Below are 17,976 nucleotides of genomic sequence, written 5' to 3'. Positions count from 1 at the left end.
GCACGCCGCAGGGTCAGATATAGGTCCGCAGGAACTCGGCGAGCGCGACCATCGCGAGGCTCTGGCCGTAAGGCATCGAGGTGAGCGCGATGTCCTTGTAGAATTGCTGCGTGTCGCCCATCGCGGTGCCGAAGCTGACCTGCTTCAGTTCGCCGGCCTCGTCGATATTGGCGAGCACGCCCTGCACGGCCTTGATCCCGACCGCTTCGTAGTGGCGCGGCAGATAGCCCTTCCGGACGCCCTTCAGGATGCCGTAGGCGAAGCCCGCGGTCGCCGATGCCTCGAGATAGCTGGTCGGGTCCATCACCAGCGTGTGCCATAGGCCGCTCTCGTCCTGCGTCTCGGCCAGCGTCTTCACCTGCGCTGCGAGCGTATCGATCAGGAAGGTGCGGAACGCATCGCCCACCGGCAGTTCGAGGATTTCGATGATCTCCGGGATCGCGATCGTCACCCAGCAATTGCCGCGCGCCCACAGCGCTTCGGCGAAATTATGCCGCCCGTTGAAGTCCCAGCCGTGGAACCAGAGCCCGGTCTTCTTGTCGAACAGGTATTTGATGTGGACGAGGAACTGCCGCTTGGCCTCCTCGACATAGTGCGGGCGGTTGAGCAGCAGGCCGATCTTGGCGAGCGGCAACACCGACATCATCAGCGTGTCGTCCCACATCTCACCCGGATTCTCGTCATTGTAGACGATATGCTGGAACCCGCCCTCCTCGGTCTTGGGCAGCCCGTCCGGCGCCATCAGCCACTCGGCCCAGGTGTCGAGATAGGGGATGTAGCGCGGATCCGGCTCGCGTTCGTAGAGATAGGCGAGCGTGATGAACGGCGCGACGGTGTTGATGTTCTTGGTCGGCGTGCCTTCGGCGAAACGATCCTCGAACCACTGCTTGATGATTGCCAGCGCGCCCGCGTCGCCGGTCTGCTCGTAATAGCGCCACATCCCGAACAGGCCGACGCCGTGGGTCCATTCCCAGCCGGCCCAGCCCTTGGTGTCGATGACCCGGCCGTCTTCTAGGCGCAGCAGGAACTCGCCGGTCTCGTCCTTGATGTTGACGAGGTTGTCCATCAGCTTCGCGATCGCGGCGGTTACGTCCGCGCGCGGTACGTTATGGGTGAGGGCAGCCACTTATAGTCTCCTGTTGGGACGCGCAGGGCTGAGCCCGTAATCGCGCGCCATCGTCCGATAGAGGGTGAGAAATTCGGGGTCCGCGTCGTAGCGGCCGCCATGACCGGTCGACGGCGTCGTGCCGTTCGGTGGTGTCGGCGCGGTTGGCGCTGTCACGGCGCCGGGCGCTTCGGCGGCGTTGATCCCCTGCGAGAGGAGGTCGGGCTTGGGCCCTTCGCCGGCGGGCGTGCCGTTATGCGTGAAGATCGCTTCCTGGTGCCGCGTCGGCTCCCAGATGAAGCTGCCCCAGCCGTGCGGCTGCGCGTGGACGAGGTCGTTCACGTACCGTTTGCGCGACGAATATTCGAGCGAAAGAAAGCCGTGGTCGGGATAGGCCTTGGCGAACTCGGTAAAGGTTCGCGCCCAGTCGCCCTGCGCCTGTTGCTGGTAGCAGGAGAAGCCGGTGGCATCGAATTTGACGCCGCGCTGGAGCAGATTGTCCATCCAGTAGCGGACGATTGGCCAATGCCGCCCGAGATGATTGTGCACCGCCACCCGCGCCTCTGGCGTCGCTTCGCGTGCGCCGGCGATCCCGGCCTTCAACAGCATCGCGAACCGGTCGTACCCGCCGGCGCCGGGCACGTTCATGTGCACCGCATCGGTCTGCGGATTGCCGGTTGGAATCGTCAGCGGCACGCGTCCGTCGGGCCAGAGCATGCCGAAGGTCGTCTCGTTGCCGATCACGACCAGGTCGGGGGCGGCGCCCGCCCGCTTCATCGCCGACAGCGCGTCGACGGTATGGCGGTGGACCGCCTCGACCAGTTGCGGGAACGCGAGTGCAGCCCAGGCGGCGGGCTTGTCCTGATGCTGCGGGTCCGCCCAGGTGTCCGAATAATGCAGCGTCAGCGACAGGTCGAAACCCGCGGCCTTGATCCGCTTGGCGAACGCGATCGTGCGCGGCAGGTCGCACCACGGCCCGCCCGGCTTGCCACTCGAATACCCTTTCGCGGGATCAACGAAGAGTCGCAGCTTGATCGCGTTGAACCCGGCATCGCGGAGGATCTCGAGCGGGTCCTTCGCCACGCCAAAGTCGAAATACGTCGCGCCGGCGAACTCGTCCTCCGGGATCCACGAGACGTCCGCGCCGATTAGATAGGGCCATGGCCTCGCGCCGCTTGCGACCTTCGCGGCTGGTGCGATGCTGGCGAGGCAGGCCGCCCCAGCGCCCGCGCCAAATGTTCTGCGCGTGATCATTTGGCGGGGCCCAGCCGGTCGGGTGCCGCGACCATCCGCACCGGCACGCCGCCCTTGACGTTGCGCATCGTCACCAGGCGGACCTGCTCGATCGTATCGCCCGGCGCGCCGTCGGACGTGACCGCGAGCGCGACGGTGTTCGCGCCGTGGTGGTTGAGGATGCCCTCGGGGATCGGGAACACGCGCTGCGGTCCGACATGCGCGATAAATTGCCCCATGTTCCAGCCGTTGACGAACAGCAGCGCACGGTAGCGGGCGACCGAGCGCGGGGTGGTCGTGTCGCCGAATGCGAGGGCGATCGTCGTGTCCTGGCCCTTCGGCACGGCGAGATCGAAGCGTGTGCGGTACCAGGTCGTGCCGGGCGTCGCCGTGGTGGCCGGGATGGTCGCTGCGGCCCAGGCCTTGTCGTCGAAGCCGGGCAGGTGCCAGCCGACCCGTTCGCCATATTGGCCGCCGTTGTTGGCGGGGCCGCGCGCCGGATCGGGGAGGTCCTCGCCGCCAAGCTTGCCCTGGATCTTCCACGCGATTGGCACGCCGAAGTTGCGCCCGCCCGGCGCCTCGATCGATGCGGAAATTAGCCCGCGGGCTTCCTTGTGATAATCGTCGGAATCGAGGTCCCAATTATGCCCGTTGTTGCGCACCATGACGCTGACGACGTGCTCGCCGCTCGACTGTGCGGAGGCGGGCAAGTCGAACCGTGCGAGCCCGGTCGTGATCGGCCGCGGCAGTCCGCTCGGCAGCTCATTCTGGCCGAGGAACTGACCATCGACCCAGACTTGCACCATGCCGGAGCCGCCCGCGCCGTAAAACAGCGCGATCTGCTTCGCATCGGGCGTGCCGGTGAAGCGGCCGCGATACCAGACGTCGCCGTCGTGGAAGCCGTAGGAGTCCATCGTCAGGTTCGGTTGGCCGTCGGGTTTGGCGGTCGTCGTCGCGCTGCCGCGTCCGTCGATTGCCTGCCAGCTGGTGTCGTCAAAGCCAGGTGTGGCTTCGGGCGAACCCTGCGCCGTCCGCCAATTGGTCAGCGCCGGGATTACGACCGGGGCGGGACCGGGCAATGCCGCCGTCGCGGTTCGGCTGCCGATCACCGTCGCTTTCGTAGCAACCGCGGTGCCGTTCCATTGCACCGACCGAAGCGTGGCGGGAGCCCAGACTTCGAGCGGCGTCGTCTCGGCAGTATCGCCGGTCAGCGCGAGCGTGCCGCCGGTCGCCTTGGTCGAGCGCAGCAACGCGGGCCCACGCACGAGCACCGCGTCGCTACCCCGCCAATAGCGTACCGCCTCGGCTTCGTCGGCGAGGATCAGCGTGAGGGCAGGACGCCCGCCGCCGGTAATCCGCACCACCGCGCGCCCGGCATGCGTATAATCGAGCCGGAGATCGCCCTTCGCTGCGTCGAACGCGCTGGTGGCGGTGCCTTCGAGCAGTGTCACGGTCGGCGCGGACGTGTAGCGCAGTACCGTCTCGCCGGTCTCTCCCACACGACCGTACAGCAACATCACGTCGCTGCGATCGATCGTTAAGGCGGTCTGCAATTCGGAAGTCGAATAGACCAGCCGCTGCCCGCCGACATTCACGCCCGCGACCAGCCATTTCGCATCGAACCCGTTCAGCCGCATCGGCTCGGCCTGCGGGAAGGTGTAGCGCCCGTCCGGCAGGTCGGCGGTGATCGTGAAGCGGTCGTCGGTCTGGCCGTTGGACGGCTTGTGCGTCACCATCAGGAAGCGCGCATCGCTCTCCGGACTGCGGTTGTGATGCGCCTGCACGTTCGGCGACGACACCTGTACCGGCGCGGCGGGGACCATGCCCGCTAGGTCCGGAACGGCGGCGATCAGCCCACCGAGCTGTTTCATCTCGTCCGCCTTGCTCCGCACCTCGCGTGCTTCGGAGATCGCCGCGCCGTAATCGTAGCTCGTGAAAACGACGGGGGCGGGGAGCCAGCCCCAGCTCGTCCCGCCATAGCCCATGTAGAAGCTCTGGATATCAATGCCGTTGGCGAGGTTGGTGCCGTAGAACACGCGCTGGAACCGCTTGCCGCGCTGCACCGCGTTGCATTCGTAGCCGCCGTTCGAGCCCCAATAGTCGAACCAGCCGCCACCGAACTCGGCGAGGAAAGCCGGCGTATCGGGCGAGGCGGATGCGCCACCCTTTGCACCGCCGGGACCGTAGAACCCCCAGTCGGGGGCCGCCACGCCGCGCGTCGGCTTGCCCGCGACGGTGCAGGTACCACCTGGATAGCCGTCGAACGCGTAGAGATCGCCTGGCCCCTTCACGACGTTCGCGACGGTGGAGGACTCGGGGACCCAGTATCCGTTGCGACCCTGGTCGTTGTGGAACAGCGGCACGGTGATGCCGTCGGCGCGGGCCTTGGCGTAGAGATGGTCCATGTAGCGGCGCTGCGCCGGCGTGGTCAGCGCCAGTTCGTTCTCGATCTGGTGCAGGATGACGCTGCCGCTATGGCCCTTGCCATCGCCGTTGATCTGGTGCCGGGCGATGATCGCGTTGACGTGGGTGAGCCACTCGTCGACCGCGGCGAGATATGCCGGATCGTCGGTCCTCGCGCGGGCCTTCTGGTTGACCAGCCAGCCCGGAAAGCCGCCGCGCGACAGTTCCGCGTTCACATACGGCCCGGCGCGGGTGATGACGTAAAGCCCTTCTTCCTGCGCCATCGCCAGCACGCGCTCGACGTCGCGGATGCCGGTGAAGTCGTACACGCCCTGTTTCGGGCTGTGATATCCCCAGTCGAAATACAGCGCGACGGTGTTGAAACCGCTCGCCTTCATCTTCTGCAATATATCGCGCCACAGATCGGGGCTGGGCAGGCGGAACGGGTGGAATTCGCTCGACCAGATCACCTGACGCTTGCCGTCGATCATCAGCGACCGTGCGTCGTACGACACGCGGCCGAAGGTCTTGACCGGCGCGGCGAGGTTCTGCGTCGGGCGTGCGACCTGCGCCGCCGCGGTGACCGGTGTCAGCGCGGTGGCGAGCGCCAAGGCGATCAGGCGGGTGCGATCAATCATGGTGGAAGATCAGCGGGAGCGACCATTCCTTCGGGCGGTTGTTATCCTCAACCTCCATCAGCGGCGCCATGTGATCCCACCAGCGTTTCATCACCGGGTGATCGGGGAGGGCATCGCGGGTGTTCGGTTCGGCGAGCTTCAGGACGGCGAACAGCGCCAGCGTCGCCTCGTCGAGGAAGATCGAATAGTCATGGATGCCGCTTTCGGTCAGCAACGCGGACAGTTCGGGCCAGATTTCATCGTGGCGCTTGCGGTATTCATCGACCACGCCGGGCTTCAGCTGCATCCTGAACGCATGGATCGACATCGCACCCTTCCAATCCACTATGTGGTATTGCTATGTACGATTTGGTAAAGACGTTCGATGCTCAGGTCAAATGCTAACCGCGCCAGAGTTGGGTCCGTGTCACCGAAAGTCCGGTGGTGTTCTCGATCACGAAGGGCGGACGGGCGTCGGGTCTGGCGGCGGCGAGATCGAGGCGGTCTATCACGAGGCCCTTCGCGTGCCGGACCCACAAGCCCCAGGCGGGGAGTACACCGAACATGCTCGGCTCCGGATAGGCGCCCGCGAGGTCTTCAGGCCTGCGTGAGGCATCTTCGGGCGTGCCGCCGCCGCAATAGGACAGATGGATGCGGGATAGCAAGACGTCCTCGACCGGATGGCCGGGAAGCCCCGCGATCGCCGCGGCGAAGCGGTGATCGATCCCCGTCGCGTCGATGTCGCTTAGCATCACCCGCCGGATCGCACCTACCTGCGTTCCGGCCGGACCGCGGCGTCGGTCGCCGATCCGCAGGAACAGCGGCGCAGTCGTCACGTCGCGCATCGTGATGCGGCGCACGACGACGTCCTCCATGACGCCGCCGTCGACGGTCTCGAGGGCCAAGCCGCGGCAATGCGTAAAGCTGCAATCCTCGATCAGGATGCGCTGGTATCCGCCGTTGCTCTCGGTGCCGAGCTTGATCCGCCCGGTGACACGGTCGCGGTCGGGCGCGAGCAGTTGCGTCGTGCGCCGCGTGCCGTCGAGCATGGTGCCGAGGTCGTAGCCGGACACGGCGCAATGCCGCACGGTCACGTCCTCCGAAGCAACCGCGCGGCCGAGCGCAAAACTGCTCTTGATGACGATCGCGTCGTCGTTCGGCGTGTTGACGCGGCACCGCTCGACGATCGTGCGCTGGACGCAATCGAGGTCGATCCCGTCGCGATCCGTGTCGATCGTCAGGTCGTGGATGTGCAGGTCGCGCGTGCCCGTCGCGAGGATGGCGAAATGCCCGCATTTTAGCATCGAGAAACCGGACAGGCGGATATTGCGCCCGTTCCGGAACGCGATCGCCTTGTTGCCAAGGCCGTTCATGCGCGCTGCATCGGGTTCGAGCCGCGCGATCTCGGCCGCGCTCATCTGCCGCATCGACAGCGGCCGCTCGCCCGTCTGCGCCTTCCACCGCGCACCGGGACCATCGCGTGTCAGCCCGAGCCCGTGGATCAGGCCGGGGCCGACAATCGCGACGTTCTCGACATCCTCGCCCCAGAACAGGCTGTTACGCCAATGGCTGTGGCCGAAGTCCTGGTATAGTTGCTCGCCATTGTCCTCGGGCAGGTCGTAGCGTCCGGCATGCCGCACCGGATCCGCCGCCTCGATCACCGTGCGCTTGGCAAGCTGAATTGTTACATGGCTCCGCAGCCGGATCGAGAAGCACAGATAACGGCCCGCGGGGATGGTCACGGTGCCCCCGCCGGCCTTGGCGGCGGCGGCAATAGCGGCATTGATCGCGGTGCTGTCGATCGTCCGCCCGTCGCCACGCGCGCCATAATCGCGCACGTCGATCATGCTCGCGGCATGCGCGGGAAACGGAAGCAACGCCGCGCCTAGCCCCAGTCCGACGTCGCGGCGTGTCACGGACAAGGCCCCGGAGCCGCTTATTGCAGATTCACGTACATGCCGCCGTCGACCAGCAGCGAGGCTCCCGTGACGTATTGCGCGAGATCGGACGCGAGGAACACCGTCGGCCCGACCAGATCGTCGGGCTTGCCCAGCCGGCCGAGCGGAATGCGCTTTTCCATGTACGACCGCTTGGCCTCGTCGGCGAGGTCATCCTTGTTGATGTCCGTCAGGATCGTGCCCGGGAACAGCGAGTTGCAGCGGATCCCGTGCTTGCCCAGCGCGATCGCGACCGACTGCATCAGCGAATGCAGGCCAGCCTTGGTCGGGGTGTAGTGTGTCTGATACTCGCCGCCGACGAGCGCCGAGATCGACGACATCGCGATGATCGACCCGCCGTCGCCCTGCTTCACCATCTGGTTCGCCGCCGCCTGCACCATGTAATAGGCGCCGTGAAGATTGACGCGCATGGTCCGCTCGAACGTCTCGACCGGCATGTCGAGGAATGCGTGGAACGGGCAGATCCCGGCGTTGTTGACGAACACGTCGACCCGCCCGAGCACCGCCACAGCCTTGTCGATGAAGTCGCGCGCGGTCTCCGGATCGGCGACGTCGCCCTGGATCGCCACGGCTTTCCGACCGAGTGCCTCGATCTCGGCCACGGCGCTCTCGGCACCCGCCACGTCACGCGCGAAATTCAGCGCGATATCGGCGCCGTGTCGCGCACAACCGATCGCGACCGCCCGACCGATCCCTGCCGATGCGCCGGTCACCAGCACGGTCTTGCCTTCGAGCAACATCATCTTCTCCCAATTAATCGGTTGGCGGCTCGAAGCCGAGTTCGCGGCTGATCGCGCCCGCGGTGCCGCGCACTTCGTCGGTCAGCGTCGTCATGCGGTCGTCGCTCATATATTGCGCGGCGCTGGACACGCTGATCGCGCCGACGATCTTGCCCGCGGCATCGCGGATCGGGGCGGCGACGCAGCGGATCTGGTCCTCGTTCTCCTCCAGATCGAACGCGCGCCCGCAGGTTGCATAGCCTTGCATCCGCTCGCGCCACACTTTCGCATCGGCCCTGGGCGCACCCGCCGCCTGGTCCGCGTCGAAGCGCTCCTGCCAATATTTTGGCGGGGAATCGATCATCAGCGCCTTGCCGAGCCCGGTCGAGCTCAGCGGCTGGCGATCGCCGACCCGGCTCGAGATCGTGATCCGCCGCCGCCCCGGCACCTTGTCGAGATACAGTGCGAAGTCGCCGTCGAACACGCCGAGGTGCACGGTGTCCTCGGTGGAGGCGGCCAGCTCCTCCAGATAGGGTCGTGCGACCTGCACCAGATCGGCCTGCGCCTGCGCAAGCGTGCCGAGCAGCAACAGCTTGGGTCCGAGCCGGTATCCGGAGCGCGGCGTGAAGGCGAGATAACCGCGATCGACCAGCGCGCTCAGCAACCGGTGCGTGGTACTCTTGGTCAGGTCGAGCTTTACCGCGAGTTCGCTCAGCGTCAGTACCTCGTGGCTGACCGCCTCGATCAGATCGAGCCCGCGCATGAGGGTCTGGCTGCCGGCACCGACGCCGTTTCCGGCCGACTCCGACTTGTCGATGTTCGTCGTGGAAGTGTTCATGCCCACTCCATAAGACGGCCTCCTACATGCTGGCAATCGGCGAATCTTGAGTCGATTCCGGCCGCGCTACACGATTGGAAAACCGAGAAAAAATGGCCGACCGTCTTGCGGCGGTCGGCCGAGGAGGGAGCGCTCTAGAATTTAAGCTGGAGACCGGCAAAGAACCGCTGGCCCGCGTAATAATATTCCACCGGCCGCGCCTTGTCGATGTAGCTCGCCGACGACTCCTTGTTGATGTTCTGGATCTCCATGAACAACTGGGTGTGCTGCTCGGGGAACCGGAACGTCACCTTGGCGTCGAAATAGCCTTCGCCACGACGATAGATCGGGCTGTTGTCGAAGTTGACGTCGGACACTACCGCCAGCCAGTTCGACCGGTAGTTGTAGTTGACGCGGATGTTGAGCCAATCCTTGTCGTAGAAGATGCTCGCATTCGCGGTCCATTTCGACAGGCCGGGATAGTCGTTGAGCGGTTGACCTGTGGCGACGTTGGTCAGGTTGGTCCGGATCGCGCGTGCATAGGTGAAGTTGCCGCTGGCCCCGAGACCATCGAACGGTGCGGGGAGGAACGTGAAGGCGGTTTGTACGCTCCCTTCGATCCCGTCCAGCAACGCGCCGAAGCCGTTGACCGGCTGGCGGACCGTGAACAGCGAGCCGTCCTGGAAGAGATCGACATCGCCGCGCGTCACGTTCGAGATGACGAAGCTCTTCTCGTATTTCTTGAAATAGCCAATGCTGACCGCGGTGTCCCTGTTCGGGAACCAGCCGAGGTTCACTTCCCACTGATCGGCGCGATACGGCACGAGATCGGGATTGCCCGCGGTACAGGCGTCCTGCAGCCCGGTGATATCGGTCGAGTCATCGAGACAATTGACGTTGGGCACCAGATCGGTCGGCTTGGGACGGGCGAGATTGCGAGCCCAGTTTGCGCGGAAGGTCAGGTTAGGCGTGATTTCCAGCGCGCCGTTGAACGCGGGAAGCCAGTCGGTGTAGCTGTTCTTCAACGACAGCGAGTTTGCAGCAAGCGTGACCGTTTCGATCACTGCGGGAATACCGGGCACGCCAGTGCCGGGACGGATCCGGGTCTGCCGGCTGATGTTGGTGCCGGTGCCCTTGTCGGTCGTCTTGATATAGCGAACGCCGGCATTGCCGCTGACCCGCATGCCGAGGACGTCCTGTTCGAAATTACCCTTCAGATATGCGGCGGCAACGGTTTCCTTGATGAAAACGGTCGGAATCTGCGACTGGCCATCGGCGTTGCGCACCAGATCCTGATCGAAGCCCGAGAGGTCATAAATCTGGCCCAGTCGGTCGAAATTGATGGTCGGTACCGACAGTTGCGAGGGCAGGCCGGCCGGCGCACCCTTGAGCCCGGTGAACAGGCCCGCACCCGGCAGGCCGCCGGTATTGGCCGCGATGAACTGTGCGTACTGGGCCTGCGTCATGTAATAGGTGTTCGCGGCGCGCACGGCCGGCGGCGTATCGGTGACGACGGTGGTATACGAAACGTTGGCGCTCGTCTGATACACGGCAGGGACGGCCGCCGCGCCGGTTGACGGATTCGCCGAAACCGCGGGGGTCAGCAGGCGCGAGCCGCCGCCGTTGTAGTTCTCATACTCCTGCCAGCGGAACTGCCCGCCATATTCGATGCTCGTCAGGAACGGCAGGTTGGTGTTCCAGTCCGCGTCGAGCTTGAGCTGGTCTTCCTTGTTGTTGTTGTCGCTCGGGCGATACTGGACCGTCGGTCCGGCCTGTCGTCCGGGTGCGTTGATCGTGCCGGGGCGGACATAGGCGCCGGTTGAATTCGGGTCGAAGTTCTCGGGGAACACGAACACCGGAATGCCGAGGTCGTTGCGACGGTCTATGGTAACCCCGCCGATGCCGGTCGAATAGGCGAGCAGGTTGGTATCGTTGACGGTTCGGCCAGTCGAATGCGACGCGAGTGCCTTGATCTTCAGATCGTCGAAGGTCCAGTCGAACCCGGTCAGGTAATAGCGGGTGCGCTGATCGTATTTGAAATCGCGACGCTGGACGCCGAGGATGTTGCTGGCACCGTTCCAGACCGGTGCAGCGGCTGTGCCGACATTGACCGAATTGAGCGCGGTCAGCGCGCTGGTGACGACGTGGTTCTCGCTGGTCGATGTGCCCGCGGTGATCTGCGGACGCGACGTGGCGCCATTCAAGCCGACCGGCAGCGTGGCGTCGTAGTTGAAGCGCTCGAAACGGCCGAGATCGAGCGAGTAGTTGACGTCGTTGAACTGCTGCTTGCGGTTGGTGATGATCGCTTCGGCGTACGCGCGGAAGTTCGGCGCGAATTCATACTGGACCTGGAGATCGGCGGACAGCCGCTGGTCGTCGATCCGGCGCTGGCGCAGGCGCGGCACGGTCGGGACCCAGTCGAAGAACTGCGTCTCGCAAGCCAGCCGGCGCGTCGTCGCCGCTGCCGCATTCGCTCCGCCGACGCCTGCGCAACTGCCATAAGTGTTGAAATTGGCATAAGCGGGGTTGGCGACGGTCTTCTCGTCAGAGCGGTCGAAATCCGCGATCCGCTTCCAGTTGGTGTTGCTGATATAGTCCTGGCGAAGCTGCTTCTTCTCGTAGTTGACGGTCCCCAGGATGCCGAGGCCATCGAGCAGGAAATGGGGTGTCCCGAAGATGCCGGTGAGGCGGGGACGCCATTTCTGTGCGGTGTCGAGATGCTGGGCGGAGGCCACCGCGCTGAGGAGCGGCTTTGCCAGTTCGAGCGGGCGGCGCGTTTCGACGCTGACCGTGCCGCCGAGGCCGCCTTCGGTCAGGTCGGCGCTATAGCCCTTGTAGACGTCGATCGACTTGACGAGTTCGGTCGCGAGATCGCGCAGATCGCCCGAGCGGCTGCCATCGGCGCTGGCCTGGGTGACGCCGTTGATCTCGATGCGGTTGAGATCGGGTTCGACGCCGCGGATCGAGATCTTGGTGCCCTCGCCGAAGTCGCGGTCGAGCTGCACGCCGGTGACGCGGGCCAGCGAGTCACCGAGGTTCTTGTCGGGAAAGCTCGCAATGTCGTCGGCGACGATCGAGTCGACCACGGTGCCGGCCTTGCGCTTGCGGGCGATCGCCGACTGCAGCGAGGCGCGCGTACCGACGACGAGGATGTCTTCGGAGGTCGCGCCGTCCGGCAGGGTCGCGTCGGGCGAGGGCTTCTGTGCGGGTTGCGCAACGTCTGTCGCCGGCGTCGTAGGTGCGGTCGTCTGGGCGGTAGCGGCGGTCGCCGAGCCCAGCATCAGCGCCAGTGCCGACGTCGTGATCGCCAGATTGCGCACCGAACAAGTGTGAAGTGTCATCATATTTCCCCCGAAAGACGTTCCGGGCGGCGACGCATGCGGTAGCCGGCCCATCGTGAAGTCACCATGCTAGGTGGCTGGGCTAGCCGGCTGGGCGCGTCGACAAGGCACGGGCGCGGCAGGCCTTGCGGCATGTTGCGCGATCGATTTCTGTGCTGGGTCCAGTCATCATCATCCCCTCGTCTCGGCGCGGTCGTTACCGTCGCCAATGCCGGTACCATGACCGACTAAAAACCATATTGTGAAGCTCTGTCCCGTTTATTAGTTTGCCATTTCCTGAAGGGCAATCATAATAATTGGGATAAGTGCGATAATTGGCACGCCGCGATGGAGATGATGATGACGATAGGCAGCCGCGCGTTTCTGGCGCTCGTGGTCGGTGTTGCGACGCCCGCGCTGGCGGCATCGCCGTCCCGCGCGGTAGAGCGGCTGGATCGCGGCGCCGTTGCCACGCCCGCGAAGGACGGCGGCTGGCTTATCAGCTGGCGGCTGTTGCGGGACGATCCGTCCGCGACCCGCTTCGACGTCTATCGCGACGGCCGCAAGATCACGCCGCAACCGATCGCCGACGCGACGTCGTTCGTTGATCGGCAGGGCAATGATCGCGCCCGCTATACCATTCGTGCCCTCGTCGGCAGCAAGGCGGGGGCGCCGAGTGCCCGCGCGCTGATGGCACCGAACGGATATCTCTCGATCCCGCTCGTGCCCCCGCCCGGCGGGACGACGCCCGACGGCGAAGCGTTCACTTATACCGCCAACGATGCCAGCGTCGGCGATCTCGATGGCGACGGGCGTTACGAACTGATCCTGAAATGGGACCCGACCAACAGCCACGACAACAGCCAAGCGGGCTATACCGGCAACGTCTTCGTCGACGCCTATACGCTCGACGGCAAGCGGCTCTGGCGGATCGACCTTGGGCGCAACATCCGTGCGGGCGCGCATTACACGCAGTTCCAGGTCGCCGATTACGATGGCGATGGTCGCGCGGAAATAGCGATGAAGACCGCGGACGGCACCGTCGATGGCACCGGAGTCACGATTGGCGATGCGAAGGCGGACTGGCGCGGTCGCGACGGCGAAGTCCCGCAACCGGACAAGACCGGCGCTAAAGTGCTGGCGGATGGCACCAAGGTCGCGCCGCTTGTCGGCCGCATCCTGAAGGGTCCGGAATATCTGACGGTGTTCGACGGCCGCTCCGGCAAGGCGCTCGCCATCGCGGCCTATGATCCGCCGCGCTTTCCCGGCGGCAATCCTAGCTTCGACCAGATGCGCGAGACGTGGGGCGATGGCTATGCCAACCGCTCCGACCGGTTTCTGGCCGGGACAGCGTATCTGGACGGGCAGCATCCCAGCATGATCTTCGGCCGCGGCTATTATGCGCGCACCGCGATCGCTGCGTGGGATTATCGCGGTGGCAAGCTGACCAAGCGCTGGCTGTTCGACAGCGCCGCGCCGGGTAACGCCGACTATGCCGACCGCGGCAACCACCAGCTGAGCATCGCCGATGTCGACGGCGATGGCCGCGACGAGGTGATCTACGGATCGATGGCGGTCGACGACGACGGCAAGGGATTGTGGACCGTGCCGCTGTTCCACGGCGACGCGATGCATGTCGCCGATCTCGACCCGTTGCGTCCGGGTCTCGAGAAATGGGGCGTGCATGAGCAGGTAAAGACCAATGGCGGGATCGGCTCGGCACTGCTCGACGCGCGCACCGGCGCGGTCCTGTGGACCAAGCCTGCCGATACCGACACGGGCCGCGGGCTCGCCGCGGATATCGACCCACGTCATGTCGGGGCCGAGCTATGGGGCTCGAACAGCCGCGACCTGTTCGACGTGAAGGGTCGCGCGATCGGTCCGGCACCGCGCCAGACCAACTTCGCGCTCTACTGGGACGGCGACCTGCTTCAGGAATTGCTCGACGGTACGACGATCAGCAAATGGAACTGGAAGACAGGTACCGCCTCGCCGTTGCTGCATCCGACCGACGTCGCATCGAACAACGGCACCAAATCCAACCCTGCGCTACAGGCGGATATTCTCGGTGACTGGCGCGAGGAGGTAGTGTGGCGCTCGGCCGACAACCGCGAACTGCGCATCTACGTGACGCCGTACCCAACCAGGCACCGCCTCGTCACGCTGATGCAGGACCCGGTCTACCGCGCGGGCGTCGCTTGGCAGAACACTGCCTATAATCAGCCGCCGCATCTTGGCTATTTTCCGGGCAGCCTCAGGCCGTCGGACGACGCCGACTGAGGCTGCCGGCCGTCAGGACCGGGGCTTGGCGATCTCCACCGCGTAGATCGCCGCCTTGCCCTCGATGTTCGCGCGGAAGATCAGCCATTTTCCGTCCGGCGAGAAGCGCGCGTTGGGCTCGAGCTTGTAATCCTGCTTGCCCATGTCGACGAGTTTCTCCGCGGCGAAGGTTCCCGCTTCGATCAGGCTGTCGGCATTGTCGGCGCGGATCCCGGCGACGTCGGGCACGGGCTTTGGGCGGAAAAGGTACATCCATTTCCCGTCGGGGGCGTGCGCGACCATCTCGCTGTCGCCGCCGTCGCCCGAGAACAGTGTCTGGTCCGCCGAGACGTTATAATGGACCGACCATTCGTTGCGTTCGAGGTGGTACCAGCGGCGCTTGGCGGTGGCGACGTCATAGCCGGCCAGCCAGAAATCCTCGCCGCGCGGCGTTTGCAGATCGTACCAGATCGTCTTGCCGTCGGGCGACCAGAATTCGTGGCCGGCGATCTCCATGTTCATCGTCCGCGTGTGGACCTTGGTCATCTGGCTGCCGTCGGTGCGGATGGTCCAGATTCGGTCGACGCGGTGCCACGGCCCCTCATGGCAATACATGAGCAGCGTCGAGTCGGTCGGCGAGAATTGCAGGTGATTCAGCCAGTCGGTCGCCTTCACCACGCTGCGCCGCTGCCCGGTCGTCACGTCGATGGTGAAGATCTCCATCGGGATCTTGGCGTCGAGCCGCTGGTTCAGCCGGAACTCCTTGGCGTCGGCATAGACCATTGGCCGGCCGTCGGGCCAGTTCGCCGCGTACGCCGTCTGTCCGGTTTTGATATCGACGCCCGCCGCGTTGGGCTGGAGCGGCATGTCGCGCGAGGCGACCTGCCCGCCGAGCAATGTCTCGTCGGCGTTGAGCGTATCGATCCGGCTGCCCTTCGGCACCACCGCGATCTTGCGGACCTTGGCCGTATCGATGTCGGCGGCATAGATCGTGATCGGCGCGTCGTCGCCACCCTTGGCCTGTTCGGAGAAATACGCGGTGCGTGTCTTGTGACCGGCGAACAGCAGGTGAGCGCCCGGCCGGTGCAGCAAGGATCTGACCGCCCATGTCTTCGTATCCGCCACCGAGATACCGTCGGCAGTCTGGAATATCATCAGGTCGCCCTGCGGCGTGTAGGCGTTGTAGTTGAAATAGAGCGCGTAATTGCCGGGTGCGTCGGACAGCCGAAGGACCTTGTGGCCGGTCTTGGCATCGATCCACGACGCGGGCGCCGCCGCGATCGAGGGCGCGGCGACGGCGAGCGCGATGCTCAGCCCGAATACAGTGTTTCGCATCGTCAGATCCTTGTCGTCACGCAGGCCAGCCATGGTCGCGCGACCAGGCCAGGAAAAGGTCCATCCACGGTATCGGCGTGCCGTCGCGGTGCGGGGCAGGCGGGCCATGGCCACCTTTTTCGAACATCAACAATTCCGTGGGGATCTTGGCGGCATGCAGCGCTTCGTACAGCAGGATACTGTTCCGCGCCGGCACCGCGGGATCGTCGGCGTTCGCCATCACGAAGCTCGGCGGCATGTCGGCCGGGAGATCCAGCTGTGTCGAATAGCGGCGCTGCCACGCGGAATCTGCGGCATGCGCGCCGAGCAATTCGCGGCGCGATTGCGCATGCACGCCGTCATCGAGCATCGTCACGACGGGAAAGAACATCCCCGCGATAGCAGGCTTTGCGGACAGGTGATCGGCCATGTCGATCGGCGCGTAGCTCGGCATGGCCGACCGGGACGCCAGCCGCGCCGCGAGATGCCCGCCAGCGGAGAAGCCTGTGACGGCAACGCGCGCCGGGTCGACCGTCCAGCGCGTGCCCGCACCCGCGCGGATCACGCGCATCGCCCGCTGCGCATCCTGCAACGGCGCATCTGGTCCCGCGGCCCAGCCATCGTGCGGCAGGCGATAGAGCAGCTCGAAGGCGGTGATCCCGCGCGCCGCGAAATCGCGCGCGATGCCGCCGCCGGTCCGGCCAACCGCTACGCGCGCGTAACCGCCGCCCGGACAGATCAGCACCGCCGCGCCGTTGGGCTTCTCCGGCCGCACCACCGTCAGCATCGGCGCTGCGACATGCGGCCAGGCGATGTCGTCCGCCGCACCGGTCGGCGAACGCTTGACCCACTGGTCGACGACCGCCGGTGTCGGGGCTCCGGGTGCCGCACAAGGCCAGAGCGCAAACCTCTCCACCGCAAGCTTCGTATCTTGAGCGAATGCGCGGAGCGGCAGCAGGCTGGCGAGCCCACTGGCGAGACCACCGGCCAGGATCGTACGTCGCGTGGTCATCTCAGTTTCCGTCCGGTCGGGTGGAATCATGCGCCACGCTCGGCGCAAGCCGGAACGTGGCAGGGTCGGGCGGATAGCCCGCATCGAATGCTGTCAGATCCAGTTTTAGATGCTTAGCGAGCGGCAGTTTCGCGGTAGCAATGCCCGCCGCTACCGCCCGCGCGAGCATCCACGCGCCGTAATTGTCGTGATGCGTCGCGTCCTTGCCGCCATCGTTGAACGCGAGCGGCGCGCGGGTCGGGCCGAGCGCTTCGTAGAAGCGGATGCTCGCGGCATTCAGGTCGATCACCGGCACGCGTAATTCCGCGCCGACCGCCTTCACCGCCGCGGCATAGTCCGCAAGCGTCGGGCGGATCTTGTCGCCCGCCCACATCCGCCGTTCGGGCGAGGTCACGAGCACAGGCTCGACGCCCCGCCGACGGAACTCCGCGATCCACGCGCGGAGGTAATCCCGATAGGTCGTCTCGGCAGCGGCGTAGGTCTGCGGCCACTGCACCTTCTGGTCGTTGTGGCCGAACTGGATCAGCGCCCAGTCGCCCGGCTTCGCGGACTCCAGCACCTTGGCGAAGCGAAGTTCGGTCATGAACGACTTCATCGTCTCGCCCGATTCAGCGTGATTGGCGACGGCGATGTCCGGACGGAAGAGCGCGGGGAGCATCTGCCCCCAGCTCGCGGCAGGCTCGGCAGGCTGGTCGGTGACGGTGGAGTCGCCGAGCAGGAAGATCGTCGGCACGCTGACCGGCTCGATCGTGATCGTGGTCACGCCGGGCCTCGCGCCGAGCATCTCCAGCGTCAGCCGGTCGTCCCAACTGAACGAACCGCGCTCGCGTGGCTTGAGCAGCACCGCGGTCCCACCCGGCGCATTCAGCGGCGGCGGGGTGAGCGCGGCGTTACGGACGTTGACGACGAAGCTCTGCGTGATCGATCGCCCTGCCGGCACGACGACCGTATCGAGCATCAAGCGTCGCGACTCCGCCTTGATACTGGTGTCGGTGCGTACCTTTGGCAGGCCGAGCGTCACCGTCACCCGATAATTGCCTGGCGGAACCGCAACCGAGAACAGCGCGGGGTTGCCGCCCTCGAAACCGAAGCCGTCCGCATAAGCGCGCCCGGCCGCCACCGGCACGGCGTCTTTTGTAGCCGAGGCATCACCGAACACGAACCTCCGTACCTGCGCTTCTGCCGCCGTACTCATCAAGGCAAATCCTAGAGCCAGCGC

12 protein-coding genes are annotated in these 17,976 nt (G+C 65.5%); 1 reads left to right on the top strand and 11 read right to left on the bottom strand.

All coding sequences use genetic code 11. From position 1 onward, the window contains the following. Positions 1–13: 13 nt before the first annotated feature. From bglB to ASE82_RS14450, 8 genes are all read right to left on the bottom strand, one after another. Positions 14–1,126, bottom strand: a complete 1,113-nt coding sequence (gene bglB / locus ASE82_RS14485; protein ID WP_056064879.1) for a beta-galactosidase BglB — start codon at positions 1,124–1,126, stop codon at positions 14–16. Continuing rightward, positions 1,127–2,359, bottom strand: a complete 1,233-nt coding sequence (locus tag ASE82_RS14480) for a glycosyl hydrolase 53 family protein (protein ID WP_056064877.1) — start codon at positions 2,357–2,359, stop codon at positions 1,127–1,129. Next, complete coding sequence (locus ASE82_RS14475) at positions 2,356–5,379, bottom strand: glycoside hydrolase family 35 protein (protein WP_056064874.1); 3,024 nt, start codon at positions 5,377–5,379, stop codon at positions 2,356–2,358. Before ASE82_RS14475 ends, ASE82_RS14480 begins: the two co-directional genes overlap by 4 nt. After that, entirely contained in the window at positions 5,372–5,686 is a 315-nt protein-coding gene (locus tag ASE82_RS14470) for an L-rhamnose mutarotase (RefSeq protein ID WP_056065402.1), read from the bottom strand. The genes ASE82_RS14475 and ASE82_RS14470 overlap by 8 nt, the downstream gene beginning before the upstream one ends. A gap of 73 nt (positions 5,687–5,759) precedes the next feature. After that, entirely contained in the window at positions 5,760–7,274 is a 1,515-nt protein-coding gene (locus ASE82_RS14465) for a rhamnogalacturonidase (protein ID WP_056065400.1), read from the bottom strand. Between the two features lie 20 nt (positions 7,275–7,294). Further along, positions 7,295–8,059 (bottom strand): SDR family NAD(P)-dependent oxidoreductase, encoded by a 765-nt coding sequence (locus ASE82_RS14460; protein ID WP_056064871.1) that lies wholly within the window; start codon positions 8,057–8,059, stop codon positions 7,295–7,297. Between the two features lie 10 nt (positions 8,060–8,069). Further along, positions 8,070–8,873: an IclR family transcriptional regulator gene (locus tag ASE82_RS14455; protein WP_056064869.1), complete on the bottom strand. Its 804-nt coding sequence runs from the start codon at positions 8,871–8,873 to the stop codon at positions 8,070–8,072. A gap of 134 nt (positions 8,874–9,007) precedes the next feature. Then, positions 9,008–12,193, bottom strand: a complete 3,186-nt coding sequence (locus ASE82_RS14450) for a TonB-dependent receptor (protein ID WP_056064866.1) — start codon at positions 12,191–12,193, stop codon at positions 9,008–9,010. Between the two features lie 339 nt (positions 12,194–12,532). Between ASE82_RS14450 and ASE82_RS14445 the strand changes: the two genes are divergently transcribed. Beyond that, positions 12,533–14,452, top strand: a complete 1,920-nt coding sequence (locus ASE82_RS14445; protein ID WP_235524726.1) for a rhamnogalacturonan lyase — start codon at positions 12,533–12,535, stop codon at positions 14,450–14,452. A gap of 12 nt (positions 14,453–14,464) precedes the next feature. Here ASE82_RS14445 and ASE82_RS14440 read toward each other — a convergent pair whose 3' ends face one another. From ASE82_RS14440 to ASE82_RS14430, 3 genes are read right to left on the bottom strand one after another with little or no spacing between them, the layout of a single operon-like run. Then, complete coding sequence (locus ASE82_RS14440; RefSeq protein WP_056065397.1) at positions 14,465–15,766, bottom strand: oligogalacturonate lyase family protein; 1,302 nt, start codon at positions 15,764–15,766, stop codon at positions 14,465–14,467. 16 nt (positions 15,767–15,782) lie between these two features. Further along, positions 15,783–16,757 carry an alpha/beta hydrolase gene (locus tag ASE82_RS14435; protein ID WP_056064861.1) on the bottom strand — a complete coding sequence of 325 codons (975 nt, stop codon included), beginning with the start codon at positions 16,755–16,757 and terminating at the stop codon, positions 15,783–15,785. A 1-nt stretch (position 16,758) separates the two neighbouring features. Continuing rightward, the gene (locus ASE82_RS14430) at positions 16,759–17,952 is read right to left on the bottom strand and encodes a rhamnogalacturonan acetylesterase (RefSeq protein WP_056065393.1); all 1,194 of its coding nucleotides are present in this window, start codon (positions 17,950–17,952) and stop codon (positions 16,759–16,761) included. Between the last annotated feature and the right edge of the window lie 24 nt (positions 17,953–17,976).

It is taken from the genome of Sphingomonas sp. Leaf230, from assembly GCF_001421745.1.
In the GTDB taxonomy this organism is placed as follows: Bacteria; Pseudomonadota; Alphaproteobacteria; order Sphingomonadales; family Sphingomonadaceae; genus Sphingomonas.
This window is presented reverse-complemented; position numbering and strand designations above follow the sequence as displayed.

Coding starts and splice junctions, on each gene's coding strand:
- ASE82_RS14435 (WP_056064861.1), bottom strand. CDS start 16,757: ATGACCACGCGACGTACGATCCTGGCCGGTGGTCTCGCCAGTGGGCTC.
- ASE82_RS14440 (WP_056065397.1), bottom strand. CDS start 15,766: ATGCGAAACACTGTATTCGGGCTGAGCATCGCGCTCGCCGTCGCCGCG.
- ASE82_RS14480 (WP_056064877.1), bottom strand. CDS start 2,359: ATGATCACGCGCAGAACATTTGGCGCGGGCGCTGGGGCGGCCTGCCTC.
- ASE82_RS14460 (WP_056064871.1), bottom strand. CDS start 8,059: ATGATGTTGCTCGAAGGCAAGACCGTGCTGGTGACCGGCGCATCGGCA.
- ASE82_RS14475 (WP_056064874.1), bottom strand. CDS start 5,379: ATGATTGATCGCACCCGCCTGATCGCCTTGGCGCTCGCCACCGCGCTG.
- ASE82_RS14470 (WP_056065402.1), bottom strand. CDS start 5,686: ATGTCGATCCATGCGTTCAGGATGCAGCTGAAGCCCGGCGTGGTCGAT.
- ASE82_RS14455 (WP_056064869.1), bottom strand. CDS start 8,873: ATGAACACTTCCACGACGAACATCGACAAGTCGGAGTCGGCCGGAAAC.
- ASE82_RS14445 (WP_235524726.1), top strand. CDS start 12,533: ATGACGATAGGCAGCCGCGCGTTTCTGGCGCTCGTGGTCGGTGTTGCG.
- ASE82_RS14450 (WP_056064866.1), bottom strand. CDS start 12,193: ATGACACTTCACACTTGTTCGGTGCGCAATCTGGCGATCACGACGTCG.
- ASE82_RS14430 (WP_056065393.1), bottom strand. CDS start 17,952: ATGAGTACGGCGGCAGAAGCGCAGGTACGGAGGTTCGTGTTCGGTGAT.